The organism is Amycolatopsis sp. NPDC024027 (assembly GCF_040638975.1).
Classification (GTDB): domain Bacteria; phylum Actinomycetota; class Actinomycetes; order Mycobacteriales; family Pseudonocardiaceae; genus Amycolatopsis.
Window position 1 is genome coordinate 1 of record NZ_JBEZYY010000038.1, and the last position, 15,536, is coordinate 15,536.

Here is a 15,536-nt window from a genome sequence, read left to right on the forward strand (position 1 = left end):
TTTTCCTGTCACGTGACAGGAAAAGCCGGTCGCCGCGAGTCCGGATTCAGCCCGCCGGGCTGACGTCGATCAGCACCTTCCCCGTGATCCCGTCCTCCGACGCCGCGTGCGCCTTCGCCGTTTCCGCCAGCGGGAACCGGTGGATGGGCACCCCGCGTTCCTCGCCGACCCCCAACGCGCCGTCCGCCAGCGCCGCCGTGATGTCCTCGGCGCCCGCGCGGAGCTTGTCCTCGCCCACCGTGTACAGCACCAGGAACTGGTACCGCGCGTTGAGCATCAGGTTCGGCCCGAACTCCAGGCTCACCGTCCCGGTGCCCCGGTCGTCGCCGTACGTGGCGACGGTGCCGCGGGGGCGCAGGACCTCCGTGTGCAGCTTCGCGTTGACCCCCATCGCGACCTCGACCACCAGGTCGACACCGTCGGGGGCGACCTCGCGGATGCGGGCGCCGAGCTCCGGGTCGGGGTAACGCAGCACGTGCTGAGCGCCGGCCGCCCGGGCGAGGGCGGCCTTTTCCGCGCTGCTGACCGTCGCGATCACCGTCGCCCCGGCCCAGCGGCCGAGCTGGATCGCCGCGTTGCCGACCGCGCCCGCTCCGCCGCTGACGAGCACCGTGCGGCCGGCCAGCGCGCCGGGGGAGAGCCGGGACGGGCCGTCCTCGGCGACCGTGAGCGCCCGGTGCGCGGTCAGTGCCGGGACGCCGAGGCCGGCGCCGTCGTCGAACCCGGCGCCGTCGGGCAACCGGACCAGCTTCGAAGCCGGCAGCACCGTGTACTCCTGCGCCGTGCCGGACGCGGGCCCGTACGCGCCGGCGAGGATCAGCCACACGCGGTCGCCGGGTGCGAAGCCGGTGACGTCCGGGCCGACCGCGTCGACCACGCCCGCGCCGTCCTGGTCGGGCACGGTTTCCGGGACCTCCGCCCCGGGTTCGGCACGCAGGCCGCCGCGCGCTTTCCAGTCCGTGGGGTTGACCGCGGACACCACGATCCGGACGCGGACTTCGCCCGGTCCAGGGTCCGCGACGGCCCGCTCCGACAGCTCCAGCACCTCGGGTCCGCCGTGGCGGCGGTAAACGATTGCCTTCATGCCGGGTGCAATCCGCGGCCGGGCCGGGATATTCCCGGGACCCGCGGAAATGCGCCGGGAAATCGTTTTTCGGTGCCGGGAAAGCGCGAAAACGAGATCCCCCGGGCGGGCGATTTTCGGTGCTCGTGTCAGCGAAATCGGGAGCCGTCGCAGAAACTGGGCGCGTGGGAGAGGAAAAGAGCACTCCGGGGGATGAGCGGCCGAAGCGCGACGACGGTGAGCCGACGCCGATCTTCGACGCCGTGTTCAGCGCGACGCGCGCGCAGGCGAAAGTGCCGAATCCGGCGCGGGAACCGGACGAATCCGGGCGGTGACCCGGCAGCGGCCGGCGGGCGGACCGCCGACGTACAGCACGTTGTTCGACGTCCGCGACGAACATGTAGCATCTCGGGTGCCCGAACACCCGTGGCCGAGGAGTGAGCCGTTGGCCGGCGTCGTCAACAGCCTGATCGCTGCCGAGTACGCGGCGGGAGCGTCCATTTCGGAGCTGGCCGAGCGCTGGGGGATCGACCCCCGGCAGGTCGTCGAGCGGATCTCGGCGGCCACCCGCACCTGAGGCGGCTCAGATCGCGCGTTCCCCCTTGCCCAGCACGACGATGCCGCCCTCGCTGACGTGGTAGTGCCCGCGGTCGCGGGCCAGGTCGACACCGATGTGCGCGCCGGGCGGGACCACGACGTTCTTGTCCAGGATCGCCCGCCGCACCACCGCGCCGCGGCCGACGCGGGCGCCGTCGAGCAGGACCGATCCCTGCACCACCGCGCCCTGCTCGACGAGGACGTCGGGGGAGAGCACCGAGTCGACGACCTGGGCCCCGGAGATGATGCAGCCGTTGCTGACGATCGACTGGTTCGCCGAGCCGCCCTCGACGAACTTCGCCGCCGCGCGCTGGCCGGGGTGGGCGAGGATCGGCCACTTCCGGTTGTAGAGGTTGAAGATCGGGTGCGTCGAAATCAGGTCGGTGTGCGCGTCGTAGTAGCTGTCGATGGTCCCGACATCGCGCCAGTAACCGTGGTCGCGTTCGGTTTCACCGGGCACGACATTGGTGTTGAAGTCGTAGACGGCGGCTTCACCCGATTTGACCAGCGCCGGGATGATGTCGCGGCCCATGTCGTGGTGCGAAGCGGAGTTTTCGGCGTCGGCGTGCAGCGCCTCCAGCATCACCTTCGTCGTGAAGAGGTAGTTGCCCATCGACACGAACGACTCCTCGGGGGAGTCCGGCAGCCCCGGCGGGTCGGCCGGCTTCTCCATGAACGCGTCGATCATCAGCCCGTCGGTGGTCCGGATGACGCCGAACGAACTCGCTTCCGCCCGCGGGACGCGGATCCCGGCCACCGTGACGCCCGCCCCGGACGCGATGTGGGCGTCCAGCATCTGCCGGGGATCCATCCGGTAGATGTTGTCCGCGCCGAACACCGCGATGTAGTCGGGGTCCTCGTCGTAGACCAGGTTGAGGCTCTGGTGGATGGCGTCGGCGCTGCCCTGGTACCAGCGCGGGCCCAGCCGCTGCTGCGCCGGCACCGGCGTGACGTACTCGCCGGTCAGCGCCGAGAGGCGCCACGTCGTCGAGATGTGCCGGTCCAGCGAGTGCGACTTGTACTGCGTCAGCACGCACAGCCGCCGGAACCCGCCGTGCACCAGGTTCGACAGCACGAAGTCGACCAGCCGGTGCACACCGCCGAACGGCACGGCGGGTTTCGCGCGGTCGGCCGTAAGCGGCATCAGGCGTTTGCCCTCGCCACCCGCGAGGACGATGCCCAGCACGTCGGCTCCAGTTGTCACGACGACCTCCCGCACGCTTCGTAGAGGGCGACCGTCCGCTCGGCGATCGCCTTCCAGCCGAACTCGCCGACCGCGCGCTCGCGGCCGGCGGTGCCCATCGCGGCGGCCCGGTCCGGGGAGCCGACCACTTCGTTCAGCGCGGCGGCCAGGCCCGCCTCGAACGCTCGCGCGTCCTGTTCGTCGTAGTGCACCAGCAGCCCGGTGCGCCCGTCGTCGACGACCTCCGGGATGCCGCCGACGTCGCTGGCCACCACCGGGGTGCCGCACGCCATCGCCTCGAGGTTCACGATGCCGAGCGGCTCGTAGACCGACGGGCAGGCGAACACCGCGGCGTGGGTGAGCAGCTGCACGACCTCGTCGCGCGGCAGCATCTCCGGGATCCACCGGACGCCGGTGCGGGTCTTTTCCAGCTCGGCGACCAGCCCGCGGAACTCGGCGTCCAGTTCGGGGGTGTCGGCACCGCCCGCGCACAGCACCAGCTGGATGCCCGGGTCGAGCTTCGCGGCGGCGCGGACCAGGTGCGGGACGCCCTTCTGCCGGGTGATCCGGCCGACGAACAGGACGTACGGCCGATCCGGGTCGATCCCGTGCTTGGCCAGCGCCCCGGTGCCCGGGTCGGGCCGGTAGAGCGTGGTGTCGATGCCGTTGTGGATCACGTGCACGCGCTCGGGCGGCACCGCGGGGTAGGCGGCGAGGACGTCCCGGCGCATGCCACCGCTGACCGCGACGATCGCGTCCGCGGCCTCGTAGGCCTCGCGCTCGATCCACGACGAGACGCGGTAGCCGCCGCCGAGCTGTTCGGCCTTCCACGGCCGCAGTGGTTCGAGCGAGTGCGCGGTGACGACGTGCGGGATGCCGTGCGTCATCTTCGCCAGGTGCCCGGCCAGATTCGCGTACCAGGTGTGGCTGTGCGCGAGGTCGTGACCTTCGAGCGCGTTCGCCATCGAGACGGCGATATCCATGGTCGTGAACGCGGGCTGCCGGTAGCCGTGCGGGTCGGTGTGCCCGGTGGCGTCGGGCCGGTCCGCGCCCCAGCAGTGCACGTCGAGGTCGACCAGCGGTCGCAACTCCCGGGCGAGGAACTCCACGTGGACCCCGGCGCCGCCGTAGACCTCCGGCGGGTATTCGCGGGTGAGCAGACCGACCTTCATGATGCGAACCCTAGGGCCTCACCGGCCCGTGGCGCAGTCTGGCGGACCGGGGAATTCCGCGAGTTTTCCGTCACTGCCCGGGTGATCGCGGTGCCCGGAGGGACCGGCACCTTCCGGAGCGGACCGGACCGGCGGTCCGGCCGGTCCGCTCCGGCGGGATCAGCGCTGGTACCGGAGAGCCCACTCCTCCCCGCAGTTCCAGCAGCTGCCGACGAAAACGGCCCCGCTGTCCCCGTCGACCGGGTGCCAGCCGTCGACGCGCACGGTGTACGGGCCGGCCGGGACACTGCCGAACGCCACGTGGCCCTCCGCGTCCGACACCGCGGTCGCGGTGACCGAGCCGTCGACCCGGTCGACCAGCTCGACCGCCGTCGCGGTGATCGGCTCGCCCGCGTCGACGGTGTAGTTGCCGTTGTCGTCGTGGTAAAGCACGCCCGCGGTGGTACCGGCCGGGGCAGGGACGCGGGCGAAGAGATCGACGCTCGGCTGCCCGTCGGCCGGGCCGGGGGCCGGCCCGAAGTCGCAGGCCAGGTAGAACGAGCCGTAGGTGGGCGCGGCCGTGGGGACGGTCCCGGTTTCGGTGAACGTCCGCGTCTGGCCCGCGGCCAGGTCGAACGCGCCCGGCGTCATGATGTCGGCCCAGCCGGTCCACCCCAGCAGGTGGGTTTCGGACCCGAAGCGGTCACAACCCCCGGTGATCCCGTGCACGTCGCCGCCACTGACGTTGGTCAGCGTGAACGTGACCTGGACGGTGTCGCCCACCTGGTAAGTGCCGCGGTCGAACGAGCCGGTCGCGCGCACCTTCTCGGAGAACGGCCGGAGCGCGCGCACCTGCACCGCGGGCCCGGGGTCGCTGCCGTCGACGTCGACGTACTCCTGGGGGCCGTCGTGCACCCAGCCGTCCGGCAGGGGACGGGTGGAGATCCCGTAGCGCTGGGCCGGCAGGTCGGTGAAGGTGAACCGCCCGTCGGCGTCGGTGGTCGCCTCGATCGGGTTGCCCCAGCTCGTGCCGTACAGGTAGGCGACGGCACCGGGCAGGCCCTCGCCCGCGTCGAAGGTGCCGTTTTCGTTCCGGTCGCCGTAGACGACACCGGACGCCGGACCGTGGGTCGTCGCCGGGTCGACCATCGGGACGACCAGATCGCCGCCGGGGGTCCAGTCGGCGCGGAACCGCTCGTGCGGCGCGCCGTTCCAGCTCCAGACGATGGCGGTGATCGTGAACGACCGGGTGGCGCCCGGGTCGAGCGTCACGCCGGCCTGCGGGCTGCCGCCGAGGTCCGCCCAGTCCTGGATCGACAGCCACGAGCCGGAAAGGTGCTCGTCCCAGACCGTGACCTTCGTCAGCGGCTGGTCGGTCGTGTTGGTGAGCGTCAGCGTGATCGGGAAGGCCTTCCCGACCAGCTGCGGTCCGGCGCCGATCGAGGCGGTGATGATCAGCGACGGGCCGTCGGCGTGGGCGGCCGGCACGGTGAGGGCGCCGGTGGTGAGCACGGCGGCGAGGACGGCGAAGAGCCGTCTCACCCCGCGCAGGGGTGTTCTGGACACGGTGGATCCCCCTGGAACGGCCGGGCCGGCGGCTCCCCGCGGCGCCGCCCGGCGATGGCGCAGAAGTCTGCGATCATCGTCAAGCTAGCGAACGCGGAGACGCCGGACCAGGGCCGACGGGGTGATCAAGCCCTGGGCGCGGCGCCGGCCGCTGCGCGTGTCGGGTTTGGTGGTCGGTGGCGGCAGCCGGTCCGGACCGGGATCCGCAACGGCCGCGGTCCGCGCGGCGGCGATGGTGTCGGGCGCGTTCCGCGGCGGCACCCAGCGGGCCGGTCCCCGGATCGGAGACCCGCCGCGGCGCGTGGTCCCTCGCGGGCGCCACTGCGGCATCCGAGGGAAGACGATGCACAAGCGTTGCGTCGCGGTATAGCGTGGTTCGGGGACGGGTTCCCCGTTACGTCACCGGCCGCGGCGGTTGCCACACCGCGCGGCCGGCGCGATCCGGCTGACGCGGGCCGGATCGCCGGCGCCGGGCGGCGCCGGAGGGGACGCGGCCGGCCATCGCCCCGCCGCCGCGTCCCCGCCGCGGCCTGCGTGTCTTCGCCGTTCGGCCGCCGGGAACATCGCTAAACTCCGTCCGTTCGCGATCAGTGAGGCGAAGGGACACGGTGGAACCCGACAACGACGCGCTCCCCGCCGCCGGGGCCTGGGCGCCCGGCAAGGTGGCCGAGCTGCTCGGGGTCTCGCCGGTGACGTTGCGCAGCTGGAGCGCGCGCTACGGGATCGGCCCGCCCGCCGGCGCCGGCCGCCACCGCCGCTATTCCGACGCCGACGTCCGCCGCCTGCAGCACATGCAGCGGCTGGTCGGGCGGGGAATGCCGGTGCGGGAGGCGGCGGAGGCGGCGTTCGGCCGCGCGCCCGCCGGGCTCGAGGTGCCGGCGTCCCGCCGCGCGCGCGAGCTCACGGACGCGGCGGAGGAGCTCCGGTACGCCTCCGTGGCGGGCCTGCTGGACGAAACGCTGAGCACCCTCGGCCCGGCCGCGGCCTGGACCGAGGTGCTGGCCCCGGTCCTGCGCGGCCTGGGCGACCGCTGGCAGCGCGGCGATGTGTGTTTCGCGGCGGAGTGGGCGCTGACGTCGGAGATCTCCCTGGCGTTCGAGCGCTTCAGCCGCCGGTTCCCGGCGGCGGTGCCGGGCCGCCCGGTGCTGCTGGCCTGCTGCCCGGCGGAGCGCCACTCGCTGCCGATCGAGGCGCTGCGGGCCGCCCTGGCCGAAGCGGCGGTCCCGGTGGCCTACCTGGGCCAGCTGGTCCCGGCGGAAACGGTGGCGGACCTGGCGGCCCGGTTGGACCCGGTGCTGGTGCTGCTGTGGTCGATGGCCCCGACCACGGCCGACGACCTCCTGGCGGACCGGATCCGCACGTCGGGCCGCGAAGTGGGCACGGCGGGCCCGGGCTGGGCGCACCTGGGCGATCGCGGGTTCCGGTGGGTGAATGATCTGCCCTCGGCGGTGGAACTGGCGCTGGAGCACTCACAGGCCTGAGGCCCACAGCGCGGGGGACAAGGTCGATCCTGGCTTCGGGCGGTGCGACGCGGACCGCACCGCTGCGGCGGCGGCCGCGAACCGCACCGCCGCGACGGCCCGTGGGGACCGCCGCCGGGCCCGGCTCGTGGGCGAAAACCGACTCGGCCGGACCGCACGCCGCCGCGGGCGATCAGCCCAGCTCGCCCAGTACCCCGCGCAGTTTCGGCACCACCTCGTCGCCCAGCCGCTCGAACTCGCGCTTCAGCAGCGGGCTCGCGAGCTTCGCCCAGCCGTTGAACACGATCGTCGCGCGGTACCGGACCGTCGTGCCGTCCGGGCCGGACGTGAGCGTGAAGTCGTCGGTCGAGGTGGCGGTCTTGTTCTCGCCGACGAAGGTCACCTTGCCGGGTTCGCGGCGGGTCAGGCGGTAGTCCAGCTCCGTCTTCCGGCCGCGGAACTCCGACACGTTGTGCCACCGCGCACCCACCACGATCGGCCCCGGGTCGGTCCGGGTGCACGAGATCGTGCCCGGGTCCCAGTCCTCCGTGTGCGCGAAGTCGGCCAGGTACTGCGCCACCGCGCCGATCGGCGCCGCCACCTCGACCGTGCGTTCGACCTGGACCACTCCGGCCTCCCAAGATCGCTGCAAGTTCGTTGCAACTCTACCGCGTCCCATCCAGCGGGGCCGGCTGGCGACATCGATGTCAGCGGTCCGGATTCTTGTCCTCCTTGTCTTCTTGACGGTGTCGGCGATCGCGGCAGAAGCTTCCTGGCAACGTTGTCAGTCCTCGGTGCCACACCCCGCCAGGTCCGGTCGCCGCTGGAAGAACCGCGGGAAGAACCGCTTGAAGAACGGAGTCCGCATGGCGGAGGAGAACGAGCGCGCGGAGGTGGCCGCCCTGTCCCGTCGGCACGTCCTGACCGCGGGAACCGGGTTGCTGGCCGGATTCGGGCTGGCGGCCGTCCTGCCCGGCGTCGCCTCGGCCGCGCCGGCCGGGCCCGGGAGCCGCCGGAGCGACCTCGCCCTGTTCCGGCCGGTCCGGGTTTCCTCGACCGACTACGCCGCCACCCCCGCCGAGTTCGCCGTCGACGGCCTCGCCCAGACCGGTGTCCGCGGCTCCGGCTGGCGTGCCGCCCGCGGCGACGACCAGTGGATCGTCGTCGACCTGCAGGCCCCGTGCGCCATCGAATCGGTGGTCCTCACCTTCGAAGCCCGGCCCGGCGACCCGGCCTTCGACGCCACCGCCTCCCGCTCCCGCACCAGCGGCTTCGAGATCCAGTCCAGCTACGCGACGGCGTTCGACCTCGACGTCTCCGGCGACGGCAAGGCGTGGCGGACCGTGCACCACACCGACGCGGGCACCGGCGGTGTCGTCACGATCCCCCTGGCCGTCACCGCGCGCTGGGTCCGCTTCACCGCGAGCCGCCGCTCGACGACGAACCCGCTGGGCCTCAACGGCTTCCAGGTCTTCGGGACCAGCCGCGAGGCCCGGCCCGCGGTCCGCGGCTGGACGAGCTTCCCGGTGCGGCCGGACGACGAGCCGCCCGCACTGGCCGTGGCGGCCGACGGCACCGTGCCGCTCGAATCCGGCTGGGTGCTCACCATGGACGACTGGGCACCCACCGGCGACGGCAAGCTGCTCTCCGATTCCGCTGTGGACACCCGCGGCTGGCTCCTGGCGACCGTGCCCGGCACGGTGCTGGCCTCCCTCGTCGAGCAGGGACAGCTGCCCGACCCGGTGTCCGGGATGAACAACCTGCACGTCCCGGAAGCGCTTTCGCGCCACGCCTGGTGGTACCGCCGCCGCTTCGCGCTGCCACGCGGCCTGGACACCTCTCCGGGCCGCCACGTCTGGCTCGAGTTCGACGGAGTCAACCACGAAGCGCAGATTTGGCTCAACGGGGCCGAAATCGCCACGCAGAGACACCCGTTCGGCCGAGGCGTCCACGACGTCACCGCCGCCCTCCGCCGCACCGGCGAGCAGGTCCTGGCCGTGCGGATCGCGCCGATGCCGCGGCCCGGCAGCCCCGGCGACAAGGGCGCCGGCGGCAGCTCCTGGGTTGACGCCGGCGGCACGATGTTCGACAACTCGCCGACCTACCTCGCCGTCTCCGGCTGGGACTGGATGCCCGCGGTGCGCGACCGCGCGGCGGGTCTCTGGGACCACGTCCGCCTGCGCTCGACCGGCGCCGCCGTGCTCGGGGACGTCCGGGTCGACACGAAGGTGCCGGACGGCAAGACCGCCGAGGTCACGCTCACCGTCCCGGTGCGCAACGCCGCCGCGACCGCCCAGCGCGTCAAGGTCACCGCCGCCTTCGGCCCGGTGAACCTGGCGACCACGGTCACCGTCCCGGCCGGGCAGAGCACCGACGTCGTGTTCCCGAAGCAGCGGGTCGAGAACGCGAAGCTGTGGTGGCCCAACGGCTACGGCGACCCGAATCGGTACGACCTGACGCTGACCGCGGCGATCGGCGCCGCCACGAGCGACCGCCGGACGGTCAAGATCGGCCTGCGCGAACTCGGCTACGCCTACGACCTGCCGATCGTCATCGCCGACGGCCGGGCCACCCAGACCGTCGACCTCGGGCCGCAGAACGCCCGGTTCGTCCGCATGCTGGGGCTCAAGCGCGCCACCGGCTGGGGTTTCTCGCTCTGGACGATGTCCGTGCCGGACGGCTCGGGCACCGACCTGGCGCAGGGCAAGCCGTCGGCGGCCCAGTCGGTGGCCGACGGCAACCCGCCCGAGCGCGCCTTCGACGGCGACCCGAACACGCGCTGGACGTCGGCCTACGAGGACAACCAGTGGCTGCAGGTCGACCTCGGCGCCGCGACCGCGTTCGACCGCGTCGTGCTGACCTGGGAAACCGCCTACGCGGCGACGTTCAAGATCCAGGTGTCGCAGGACGGCGGCACCTGGACCGACGCGGCCACGGTCGACAACAGCCCGAAGCCGCTGACCTTCCTCGTCAACGGCGTCAAGATCTTCGCCCGCGGCGGCAGCTGGGGCTGGGACGAGCTGCTGCGCCGGATGCCGGCCGAGCGGGCCGACGCCGTCGTCGCGATGCACCGCGACATGAACTTCACGCTGATCCGCAACTGGGTCGGCTCGTCGTACCGGCCGGAGCTGTTCGACGCCTGCGACAAGTACGGCATCCTGCTGTGGAACGAGTTCTGGGACGGCTGGTCGACCGACCCGGCCAACCACGACGTCTTCCTGGCCCAGGCGAAGGACACGGTGCTGCGGTACCGCCACCACGCGTGCGCGACCGTCTGGTTCGGCTGCAACGAGGGCACTCCGCCGCCGGCCGTCGACAACGCGCTGCGCGACCTCGTCCACACGCACACCGACCTGCTCTACCAGGGCAACTCGGCGAGCGGCGTGATCACCGGCGACGGGCCCTATTACTGGCAGGATCCGAAGCGGTACTTCTCGGGCGAGGCGACCGGCGGGAAGTACGGGTTCTGGAGCGAGATCGGGCTGCCGACGGTGCCGGTCGTCGAGAGCATGCGCAACCTGGTCGGCGCCGGGGACCCCGGCTGGCCGATCGGCGCGCCGTGGTTCCTGCACGACTGGTCGACGGGCGGCAACCAGTCGCCGCAGAGCTACCTCGCGGCGATCGACGCCCGGCTCGCGCCGTCAACGAGCCTGGCCGAGTTCTGCCGCAAGGCGCAGTTCGTCAACTACGAGAGCATGCGCGCGATCTTCGAAGCGTGGAACGCGAAGCTGTGGGCCGACGCCACCGGCGTGCTGCTGTGGATGTCGCACCCGGCGTGGCACAGCACGGTGTGGCAGACCTACGACTACGACCTCGACGTCAACGGCAGCTACTACGGCGCACGCAAGGGCTGCGAGGCCCGGCACGTCCAAGCCGACCTCACGACGTGGCAGGTGCGCGTGGTCAACCACACCCCGGCCGCGCTGACCGGCGTGACCGCCACCGCGCGGCTCCACGGCCTCGACGGCGCGGCGCTCGGCGAGGCCCAGGAGCAGAAGCTCGACGTGGCACCGGTTTCGGCGGCGGCCGCGTTCACCGTCCCGCTCGCCGACGGCCTGCCGGACCTGCACCTGCTCCGGCTGACCCTGACCGACGGCCGCGGCACGGTGCTGTCGGAGAACACGTACTGGCGGTACCGGACGGACGCGGCGATGCGCGCGCTCAACCAGCTCCCGGGCGCGCGCCTGACCACGTCGCTGCGGCCCGACGGCGACGCCTTCATCGCGACGATCCGCAACGACGGGCGGACGGTCGCGGCGATGATCCGGCTCTCCCTGCGCGAACGCAACGGCACCGACCGCGTGCTGCCGACCCGCTACGGCGACAACTACTTCTGGCTGCTGCCGGGGGAGAGCCGCACGATCCGCGTCGAGCCGCGACGGCGGGTGCCGAACGCGAAACTGCTGGTGGAGGCGTACAACGTGGCTGCGAAGCTGAGCTAGCGGCGGTTTTGTCGGACCCCGTCGCTACGCTGGCGGGGCTCGCGAGCGGGGAGTGCCGGTGCGTGGCTGTGGGTCGCGATCCGGGACGAGTGGAGGGGTGCACGTGTCCCCTCACCGCCCGCCGACGACCAGCCCGGAGCCGATCCGGGTCTCGGTTCTCCTCGCTCGCGCGCCGGACGTGGGGGAGGGGCGGTCATCGAAGAGCTGTACCGGACGGTGCTGGCCAGAGCGGCGTACCAGGACGCGTTTTTCGCTTGGCCGCGCCCGGGGAGGGAGCGGTACGTCTCGCTGCTGCGGGCGGCGGATCCGTCGTGGGCGCGGGGTTTCCTGCGGTGGCTGCGCGCAGAGACCCCGATGCGCTATCCGGCGCTGGTCGGGGCGGCGGCGTTCGTGGCCGGGCGGCTGGAGCGGGGTGAGCACGGGATCTCGCGGCAGGTGATCGCGTCGGTGCTGTGCCGCGCCGACGACCCGGGGCACCTGCTGGCGTACTGGGCTTCGGCGTACGGGCCTTCGCTGCCGAAGCCGGTGAAGCGTGGCGTGGCGGATGCGGTGACGCGCCTGTACGACGAGCCGGCCCTGCTGGCGTACGACAACGGCGGACACCACTTCGAGCTGGGCTTCGTCCGCGCCGATTTGTCGTGGCTGGGCGGCATCGGCACGCCCCGCCCGCTGCGGTTCGGCGAGGTGATCAGGCGCGTTCACCCCCGGGCCCGCGATGGCGCACAGGGTGACTTGTTCCGGCACGCACTGGCGCGGCGGCACGGGAGGGTCCGGACGGTCCCGGAGACGTTGCCGCTGGTGCGGAGCTGGGCCGGGATCGCTGGTCCGGGGAACGGTGCATCCTGGGCGGGGGACTCCGCTGGGCGGGATGCTTCGGGGCTTCCGCTGGCTGCCGGGGTCGGTGCCGGAGCCGAGGTACGGGCCGAGCCGCTGCAGCGGATTCCGGCAGCGGAGCCTCTGGGACGGGGAAGTATGGCGGCGGGGCCAGGAGAGTCGGCGGCCGAAGGTGAAGTGGCGGCGGGATGGCTGCGGAGGGGCCGTGTGGCGGCCGGGCAGGTGGAGCCGGCCGCCGAAGAAGGGGAGCAGGCTGGATCACTGCCGCCGGTCCAGGTGGCGGTGCGGCCGGAAGCGTCGGCGGCCGAGGCTGGGCCTCTGGGGTGGGGCAGTGTGGTGGGGCCGGGGGAGTCGGCAGCCGAGGGTGAGGTGCGGGCGGGATCGCTGTGGCGGGGCCGGGTGGCGGTGCAGCCGGGAGAGTCCGCGGCCGAGGCGGCAGCCGGTGGTGAAGTGGCGGCGCAGGCCGGATCGCTACCGCGCAGCAGTGCGGCAGTACGGCCCCAAGAGCCGTCGGCCGCTCACCAACCACTGGCCGGCCCGCTGCACCTGCTCGCCCGGCTCCACTCCGGCGCCGGCCACCCATTGCCCGGCCAGTGGCTCGCCCAGCTGCGGCGAGCCACCACCCCGGCGCACACCGGAACCCTCCTCGCGACCCTGCCCATCGCCGACCTGCTGGGCCGCCCTGGCGGCCTCGCCCGGCTGGAGCCGCTGATCCCGCACCTGCCCCTCTCCGCCCTGCTCGCCCACCTGCGCCGGTTCGATGCCGCCGGGATCGGGTTCGAGACCGCGATGGCCGTCGCCGCGCGGATCGGGGACCCCGGCGAAGTCCGCGCGTCCGGGGTGGGGCCGCTGCGGTTCGCCGCCGCCTGGGGCGGGGTCGACAGCCGCCGGTGGGAAGCCGCCCTCGCCGCCGGCGCGCGGCACAGCCTCGGCGCCGTCCCCCGGTTGCCGGGGCGCACCCTCGTCGTGATCGAGCCGCGCAGCGACACCCGGATCGTCTTCGGCGTCGCCTTGGCGCAGCGGTGCGACGACGCCGACGTCGTCCTCCTCGGCGGCGGGCGGTTTCCGCTCGAGCAGGGGGAGTCCCCGCTGCACGCCCTGATCCGCTGGCACGCCACGGACCTGCGCTCCGCGCCACCCGCCGCCGCCGGGCACGACCGTGTCGTCCTCGTCACCGAGCAGTTGCCGGAGGAGCCGGACGTACCCGCCGGGGTCCCGCTCTACGTCTGGGAGAGCCGGCGGTACAGCCGGTACGAACGCGAGCCCGAGTTCGCGCCCGGTTCGCCGCGCGGGTTTTTCCGCGGGCTCGGTGACGCGTCCTTCCGGCTCATCCCCTGGTGGGAGGAATTCGTCGGCAAGCACCAGATCGGAAGCTGATTTCGTCGTCCGCGACGAACTAGGCTGGCCGTGTCGCGCCTAGCTTCGGGAGGTGCTCGTTTCCGTGAAACTGCGCCCGCACGCCGGCCTCGCCCGCGTCCTCGACGACCTGGGCGGCACGCTCCTGGACCTGGTGCTCGGCGACGGCGACCGCCCGGGCAGCATCGGCGGCGTCGCCATCCACGATCCGCTCGACGAGCCCGCGCTGCCGCAGAACGCCCTGGTGCTGGGGGTCGGCCTCGCCGATCCGGACGAGGTCGTGCGGCAGCTGCGGACGCTGGCCCGCCAGGACGCGGTCGGGCTCGTGCTGCGCGCCCCGGTCACGGTGACCCCGGCGATCACCGCCGCCGTCGAGGAGACCGGCGTCGCCCTGCTGAGCCTGGCCCGGGGCGCCTCCTGGACCCAGCTCGCCGCGATGCTGCGGTCGCTGCTGGCCGAGGGTGACGTCGGCGACGCGCAGCCGGAGACCCTGGCCGGGCTGCCGTCGGGTGACCTGTTCGCCGTGGCCAACGCGATCGCCGCGCTGATCGACGCGCCCGTCACCATCGAGGACCGGCGGTCCCGTGTGCTGGCGTTTTCCGGACGGCAGGACGAAGCCGACCCCTCGCGCGTCGAGACCATCCTGGGCCGGCAGGTACCTGAGCGGTTCGCCCGCATGCTGGCCGAGCGCGGCGTGTTCCGCGAGCTCTACCGCAGCGATCAGCCGGTCTACGTCGACCGGCCGGCGGGAAGCCCGGCCGGGTTCATGCTCCCGCGCGTCGCCGTCGCGGTACGGGCGGGCGACGAGATCCTCGGCTCGATCTGGGCCGCGGTGAGCGAGCCGCTGACGCCCGATCGCGCTCAGGCGCTGCGTGACGCCGCCCGCCTGGTGGCCCTGCACCTGCTGCGCGTCCGGGCGGGCGCCGACGTCGAACGGCGGCTGCGCGCGGACCTGCTGAGCACGGCCCTCGAAGGCGGCCCCGCCGCGCGCGAGGCGCTGAGCCGGCTGGGGCTGGCCGACCAGCCGGTCGTCGTGCTGGCCCTCGCGGTCCTCGAAACCGGGGCCGCCGACGCCGAACTCGCGGCCGGCCGCCAGCGCCTCAGCGACGGGCTGGCGATGCACCTGAGCGCGGTGCACCCGCGGTGCGCCGCGGCGCTCGTCGGCGACACGGCCTACGGGCTGGTGCCGGTGACCCGCGACACCGACGCCGAGCAGCGCGCCCTGCGGATCGCCCAGGACTTCCTGGACCGGGTCGGCGACCGCGTCCGCGCGGTGGTCGGCATCGGCCCGGTGGCGCGCAGCGCGGCCGAGCTGCCGGAAGCCCGCGGCAGCGCGGACCGGGCGTTGCGCGTGCTCCGGTCGGGCAGCGGCGCCGGCCGCCGGGTCGCCCTGCTGGCCGACGTGCACGTCGAGGCGCTGCTGCTGGAGCTGCAGGACCTGGTCGCGGCCCGCGGCGACCGCCCGACCGGCGCGGTCGCCCGCCTGCTCGACTACGACGCGCAGCACCAGGCCCACCTGGTGGAGACGCTGCGAGCCTGGCTGGACGCGTTCGGCGACGTCATCGCGGCGTCCGCGGCGGTCCACGTCCACCCGAACACCTTCCGCTACCGCCTGCGCCGCCTCGCCGAGGTCGGCGGCTTCGACCTGACGGACCCGGAAGCGAGGTTCGCGGCCATGCTCCAGCTCCGCGTGGTGGCCCCACCGGCCCCCTGACTTCGCGCGGAACGGGGCATCACGCGTGTCCGGAAGGGACACACGCGTGTCTGGAGGGGCATCAGCCAGATGCCCCTCCAGACACGCGAGATGCCCCGCGAATCACGGGTGATGCCCGCCCGATCACGCGAGATGCCTTTCCGGACACGCGGGATGTCCGACGGAAATTG

The 15,536-nt window shown here is 73.4% G+C and carries 11 protein-coding genes; 6 read left to right on the top strand and 5 right to left on the bottom strand.

Going from position 1 to position 15,536, the window contains the following annotated elements; genetic code table 11:
* Nucleotides 1-46 precede the first annotated feature (46 nt).
* Entirely contained in the window at nt 47-1,084 is a 1,038-nt protein-coding gene (locus AB0F52_RS47710; protein ID WP_360185985.1) for an NADPH:quinone reductase, read from the bottom strand.
* Between the two features lie 164 nt (nt 1,085-1,248).
* On the opposite strand from AB0F52_RS47710, the gene AB0F52_RS47715 reads away from it, so the two are divergent.
* Both AB0F52_RS47715 and AB0F52_RS47720 read left to right on the top strand, forming a co-directional pair.
* Nucleotides 1,249-1,398 carry a hypothetical protein gene (locus AB0F52_RS47715; protein WP_360185988.1) on the top strand — a complete coding sequence of 50 codons (150 nt, stop codon included), beginning with the start codon at nt 1,249-1,251 and terminating at the stop codon, nt 1,396-1,398.
* Complete coding sequence (locus AB0F52_RS47720; RefSeq protein ID WP_360185990.1) at nt 1,395-1,640, top strand: hypothetical protein; 246 nt, start codon at nt 1,395-1,397, stop codon at nt 1,638-1,640. The genes AB0F52_RS47715 and AB0F52_RS47720 overlap by 4 nt, the downstream gene beginning before the upstream one ends.
* 6 nt (nt 1,641-1,646) lie before the next feature.
* Here AB0F52_RS47720 and glgC read toward each other — a convergent pair whose 3' ends face one another.
* The 3 genes from glgC to AB0F52_RS47735 all read right to left on the bottom strand — a co-directional run bounded on the left by glgC (nt 1,647) and on the right by AB0F52_RS47735 (nt 5,560).
* Nucleotides 1,647-2,864 (bottom strand): glucose-1-phosphate adenylyltransferase, encoded by a 1,218-nt coding sequence (glgC, locus tag AB0F52_RS47725; protein ID WP_360185993.1) that lies wholly within the window; start codon nt 2,862-2,864, stop codon nt 1,647-1,649.
* On the bottom strand, nt 2,861-4,015 hold the full coding sequence (gene glgA / locus AB0F52_RS47730) for a glycogen synthase (protein WP_360185996.1): 1,155 nt from the start codon (nt 4,013-4,015) through the stop codon (nt 2,861-2,863). Before glgA ends, glgC begins: the two co-directional genes overlap by 4 nt.
* Nucleotides 4,016-4,174: 159 nt before the next feature.
* Nucleotides 4,175-5,560, bottom strand: a complete 1,386-nt coding sequence (locus tag AB0F52_RS47735) for a hypothetical protein (RefSeq protein WP_360185999.1) — start codon at nt 5,558-5,560, stop codon at nt 4,175-4,177.
* Between the two features lie 608 nt (nt 5,561-6,168).
* Here AB0F52_RS47735 and AB0F52_RS47740 point away from each other — a divergent pair.
* Nucleotides 6,169-7,041 (top strand): MerR family transcriptional regulator, encoded by an 873-nt coding sequence (locus tag AB0F52_RS47740; RefSeq protein WP_360186001.1) that lies wholly within the window; start codon nt 6,169-6,171, stop codon nt 7,039-7,041.
* 172 nt (nt 7,042-7,213) lie between these two features.
* Here the strand turns inward: AB0F52_RS47740 and AB0F52_RS47745 are convergent, their stop codons facing one another.
* Nucleotides 7,214-7,648 (bottom strand): SRPBCC family protein, encoded by a 435-nt coding sequence (locus AB0F52_RS47745; RefSeq protein ID WP_360186004.1) that lies wholly within the window; start codon nt 7,646-7,648, stop codon nt 7,214-7,216.
* 238 nt (nt 7,649-7,886) lie between these two features.
* On the opposite strand from AB0F52_RS47745, the gene AB0F52_RS47750 reads away from it, so the two are divergent.
* From AB0F52_RS47750 to AB0F52_RS47760, 3 genes are all read left to right on the top strand, one after another.
* Nucleotides 7,887-11,462 carry a discoidin domain-containing protein gene (locus tag AB0F52_RS47750; RefSeq protein ID WP_360186007.1) on the top strand — a complete coding sequence of 1,192 codons (3,576 nt, stop codon included), beginning with the start codon at nt 7,887-7,889 and terminating at the stop codon, nt 11,460-11,462.
* Nucleotides 11,463-11,678: 216 nt separating this feature from the next.
* A complete protein-coding gene (locus tag AB0F52_RS47755) occupies nt 11,679-13,673 on the top strand; it encodes a hypothetical protein (RefSeq protein WP_360186010.1) in 1,995 nt (664 codons plus the stop codon).
* Between the two features lie 52 nt (nt 13,674-13,725).
* A complete protein-coding gene (locus AB0F52_RS47760; RefSeq protein WP_360186013.1) occupies nt 13,726-15,366 on the top strand; it encodes a helix-turn-helix domain-containing protein in 1,641 nt (546 codons plus the stop codon).
* The last annotated feature ends 170 nt before the right edge of the window (nt 15,367-15,536 follow it).

Bases quoted from the DNA above. Each gene is read 5' to 3' on its own strand.
- AB0F52_RS47710 (WP_360185985.1), bottom strand. From the start codon at position 1,084: ATGAAGGCAATCGTTTACCGCCGCCACGGCGGACCCGAGGTGCTGGAG.
- glgA (WP_360185996.1), bottom strand. From the start codon at position 4,015: ATGAAGGTCGGTCTGCTCACCCGCGAATACCCGCCGGAGGTCTACGGC.
- AB0F52_RS47750 (WP_360186007.1), top strand. From the start codon at position 7,887: ATGGCGGAGGAGAACGAGCGCGCGGAGGTGGCCGCCCTGTCCCGTCGG.